This window comes from Bacillus sp. GMa5/1 (genome assembly GCF_050172015.1).
Taxonomy (GTDB): domain Bacteria; phylum Bacillota; class Bacilli; order Bacillales; family Bacillaceae_G; genus Bacillus_A; species Bacillus_A cereus.
The window spans coordinates 1-4,294 of record NZ_JBNLYC010000263.1; the positions used below are offsets into that span (position 1 = coordinate 1).

Genomic DNA, 4,294 nt, shown 5'->3' on the forward strand with positions numbered 1-4,294 from the left:
ATTCATAAAATGTTCAATTTATATCCATTGTGAAAAAATTCACAATGGATATAATGAATATATAACCATTGTAGAGGATTGGCGATATAAATCATCTTATCAGATAGAACGGCAATGTTTTTAGTAAGTGGAATCGATTTCATTATACGAATAACAGTGCTTTTCTTTAATTGGGAAAAGGATAAATATGTATAGTCTGTCATTCAATTGAACTTTTGATGAGTAACATATGCGTAATTAAAAACTTACATGGTATTTTTATCATTCGAAAGAACTTTAATTTGATTTCTGTCATGTTCGTTTGCATTGATAATCGTGTTTTTCGAGATAAACGCTTTCCTTATCAATGAGGCAATTCGCAAGTGGAGTTTTACTCCTATTTTGGTTTGACGCAACTCAGTCTATTTATAGTTGATTAGGTTTAGAGTAAGTGTATTTGAAACAACGATTTTCAACGGTATGTTCTTTCTATATTTTGAAAGCGTTTTCTTGCAGTGGGTTATTTTATAAGATTAGGAACCTTTTACCTAAGAAATTATGTGTTTTAAGTAATGATTTGAAAAATGATGAATTGGAGATTCACAAACTCATTTTTAGTAGTAAACAAAATTTTATAAAAGAAGTGAGATTTAAATAGCCTAGGAGGTGGTTTTCTAAAGGATAGGAAAAGTTGGTTTTTAATAGTTAAAGATTGATGAAATGAAGAAGAAAAGTTGTGTTGATTGCGTCAATTCAGAAAAAATTAGGATGAAATATTTAGGAGGTAGAGAGATGGTAGGGATTATCCTAGCAAGTCATGGCCAATTTGCTGAAGGTATTTTACAATCTGGCGCAATGATTTTTGGAGAGCAAGAGAACGTTAAGGCTGTTACCTTAATGCCAAATGAAGGGCCAGGCGATTTGAGAGCAAAAATGGAAGTAGCAGTTGCATCTTTTGATAATCAAGATGAGGTATTATTTTTAGTCGATCTATGGGGCGGTACTCCATTCAATCAAGCTAATGGCTTGTATGAAGAACACAAAGACAATTGGGCAATCGTTGCTGGTTTGAACTTACCAATGTTGATTGAAGCTTATGCATCCCGTTTATCAATTACGTCTGCTCAAGAGATCGCAGCACATATCATTAAAACAGCGAAGGAAGGGGTCAGAATTAAACCTGAAGAGCTGGAACCCAAAGAAAATACTGATATCGCAGTTGCTAAAGATGGAAAATCAAAAGGCAGACTAGCTCCCGGTACAGTAGTTGGTGATGGGAAAATCAAGTTCGTTTTAGTCCGTGTGGATTCTCGTTTATTGCATGGTCAGGTAGCGACTGCCTGGACAAAGTCTACACAACCAAATCGTATTATCGTAGTTTCAGATGCAGTGTCTAAAGACGATCTTCGTAAAAAATTAATCGAACAGGCGGCACCACCAGGGGTTAAGGCCAATGTTATTCCAATCAGCAAAATGATTGAAGTTGAAAAAGATCCCCGTTTTGGTAATACTAATGCACTGGTATTATTTGAAAACCCACTAGATGTCCTGAGAGTTATAGAGGGTGGTGTGGATATTAAAGAAGTTAACGTTGGTTCTATGGCTCATTCAACTGGAAAGGTTGTTGTTAATAAGGTTCTTTCTATGGGAAGAGAAGATGTTGAGGCTTTCGAGAAAATGAAAGCAAAAGGCATTCAGTTTGATGTACGTAAAGTACCTAATGATTCTCGTGCAAACATGGATGATATTCTAAAAAAAGCGAAGGTTGAATTATCGTAGTTACATAGCAAATTTAAATGAAATGGGGGATCATAATGTCTACTATAGAAATAATTTTAGTGATACTAATTGCATTTCTAGCCGGTATGGAAGGAATATTAGATGAATTTCAATTCCATCAACCACTAGTGGCATGTACACTAATCGGTTTAGTAACAGGTAACCTGGAGGCTGGTATTGTTCTTGGCGGTACACTTCAAATGATTGCACTTGGATGGGCAAATATTGGAGCAGCCGTAGCGCCAGATGCTGCATTGGCATCAGTTGCATCAGCGATTATTTTAGTATTAGGCGGACAAGGTGTTAGCGGTGTTGCATCAGCAATTGCAGTAGCGGTACCACTTGCAGTAGCAGGACTTTTCTTAACAATGATTGTTCGTACACTTGCTGTTCCTATTGTACACATGATGGATACGGCAGCTGAAGAAGGAAATATAAAAAAAATTGAAGTGTTACACATCGCTGCGGTGTGTTTACAAGGTATCCGAATTGCAATTCCTGCCGGAGCACTTTTATTTATCCCTGCACAAAGCGTTCAAGGATTCTTGGAATCAATGCCCGCATGGTTAACTGATGGAATGTCTATTGGTGGCGGAATGGTTGTTGCTGTTGGTTATGCATTAGTTATTAATATGATGGCAACAAAAGAAGTATGGCCATTCTTCATTATTGGTTTCGTAATAGCTGCGATTTCTCAATTAACACTGATTGCTCTTGGTGCATTGGGTGTGGCTTTAGCTCTTATTTACTTGAGTCTTTCTAAAATGGGTGGTTCTTCAAATGGTGGTGGAGGTAACTCTGGTGACCCGCTTGACGATATCTTAAACGATTATTAATTCAGGAGGAGGAGAAGACAAATGGCAGAAAAAATTCAATTAACAAAAAGAGATCGTTTAGCCGTTGCATGGCGATCTACATTTATTCAGGGCTCTTGGAACTATGAACGTATGCAAAATGGTGGTTGGGCCTTCTCGATGATTCCGGCGATTAAAAAGTTATATAAATCAAAAGAAGATCGAAAAGCAGCATTAAAACGTCACTTGGAATTCTTCAATACACATCCTTATATTGCTTCACCAATTCTAGGAGTTACATTAGCACTTGAAGAAGAACGTGCTAATGGTGCAGAAGTTGATGATGTGGCAATTCAGGGGGTTAAAGTTGGGATGATGGGTCCTTTAGCCGGTGTTGGTGATCCGGTATTCTGGTTTACTTTACGTCCGATGTTAGGTGCTTTAGGAGCATCATTAGCAATGGGGGGGAATATCCTTGGGCCAATCCTTTTCTTCTTAGCTTGGAATCTGGTTCGTTGGGGATTTATGTGGTATACACAAGAGTTTGGTTATAAAGCCGGTTCTAAAATCACTGATGATCTTTCAGGTGGATTATTACAAGATATTACAAAAGGTGCATCAATCCTTGGCATGTTTGTACTTGCAGCCTTGGTGGAACGGTGGGTATCAATTAAATTCAAGCCAGTTGTATCTGAAGTTCAGTTAGATAAAGGTGCGTATGTTGAGTGGGACAAACTTCCTGGAAATGGTGAAGGGATTCGTCAATCTTTCGAACAAGTAAACTCAGGAATGGCACTGTCACCTACGAAAGTGACCACCTTGCAAGATAACTTAGATCAATTAATTCCTGGTTTAGCTGCATTGCTTCTGACATTCTTCTGCATGTGGTTGCTGAAGAAAAAAGTCAGCCCAATTGTTATTATTCTTTCATTATTCGTAGTTGGGGTAGTTGGTCACGTAATCGGACTTTTATAATTTAAGTTGCTCAAGTATTCAATTCTTAAAATTTATTATTTAGGAATTGTTGAGATTGAAGTATAGGTTAGTAGCCTGTGAATCGATAATAGTTCGTATACAAAAAGTGGCTGGGGATTATTGCTTCAGCCACTTTTTGTATTGATTTAATTGTTTGAAGTTACGAATTATAAATAGGATAAATGAAATGGAGTGGATATGATGGTTCAATCAATTAATACAAAGGTAGATTTAGTAATAGATGCTACCGCTTTTACGGGACTTACGGACTATGGGAAAATTATGATTGGTGATAAAGGGTTTGAATTTTATAATTCTCGTGATACGCGTAAATTTATTCAAATTCCGTGGGAGGAGGTAGATTACGTTATAGCTTCTGTAATGTTTAAGGGGAAATGGATTCCACGTTATGCTATTGAAACCAAGAGAAATGGAATCTTCACCTTTTCTTCTAAGGAACCTAAGAGAGTTCTTCGGGCTATACGAGAATATGTAGATCCAGGTCATATGGCACAATCTCTAAGTTTCTATGATGTTATTAAACGTGGTCTTAAATCGCTAGGTAAAAAAAAATAATAAAATGAAAAGAAGGGGTGTATTTTTTATATAGGAGCTAACATGATTTTGGTGTAAAAATAGATTAACTGATTATGCTTCTTTTTAGAGTCATACTATCAGTATGTTCAAGATTAAGATATTAGTTGTAAGAGCCTTGGGATTTTTGCACCAGAACCGTTTTATACATTAAAGGTTATTTATGTTATTTA

General features: G+C 36.7%; 4 protein-coding genes. All 4 read left to right on the forward strand.

The window, feature by feature from the left end:
- Nucleotides 1–771: 771 nt before the first annotated feature.
- Nucleotides 772–1,758 carry a mannose/fructose/sorbose PTS transporter subunit IIA gene (locus tag ACQGSG_RS26915; RefSeq protein ID WP_426948463.1) on the forward strand — a complete coding sequence of 329 codons (987 nt, stop codon included), beginning with the start codon at nucleotides 772–774 and terminating at the stop codon, nucleotides 1,756–1,758.
- A 35-nt stretch (nucleotides 1,759–1,793) separates the two neighbouring features.
- Nucleotides 1,794–2,594, forward strand: coding sequence for a PTS mannose/fructose/sorbose transporter subunit IIC (locus ACQGSG_RS26920; RefSeq protein ID WP_426948465.1), 801 nt, complete (start codon nucleotides 1,794–1,796; stop codon nucleotides 2,592–2,594).
- 21 nt (nucleotides 2,595–2,615) lie between these two features.
- Nucleotides 2,616–3,527, forward strand: a complete 912-nt coding sequence (locus ACQGSG_RS26925; protein ID WP_000818327.1) for a PTS system mannose/fructose/sorbose family transporter subunit IID — start codon at nucleotides 2,616–2,618, stop codon at nucleotides 3,525–3,527.
- Between the two features lie 198 nt (nucleotides 3,528–3,725).
- Entirely contained in the window at nucleotides 3,726–4,103 is a 378-nt protein-coding gene (locus ACQGSG_RS26930) for a DUF956 family protein (protein ID WP_375165812.1), read from the forward strand.
- The last annotated feature ends 191 nt before the right edge of the window (nucleotides 4,104–4,294 follow it).

Excerpts from the sequence above, each read along its gene's own strand:
- ACQGSG_RS26915 (WP_426948463.1), top strand. The coding sequence starts at position 772 with ATGGTAGGGATTATCCTAGCAAGTCATGGCCAATTTGCTGAAGGTATT.
- ACQGSG_RS26920 (WP_426948465.1), top strand. The coding sequence starts at position 1,794 with ATGTCTACTATAGAAATAATTTTAGTGATACTAATTGCATTTCTAGCC.
- ACQGSG_RS26925 (WP_000818327.1), top strand. The coding sequence starts at position 2,616 with ATGGCAGAAAAAATTCAATTAACAAAAAGAGATCGTTTAGCCGTTGCA.
- ACQGSG_RS26930 (WP_375165812.1), top strand. The coding sequence starts at position 3,726 with ATGATGGTTCAATCAATTAATACAAAGGTAGATTTAGTAATAGATGCT.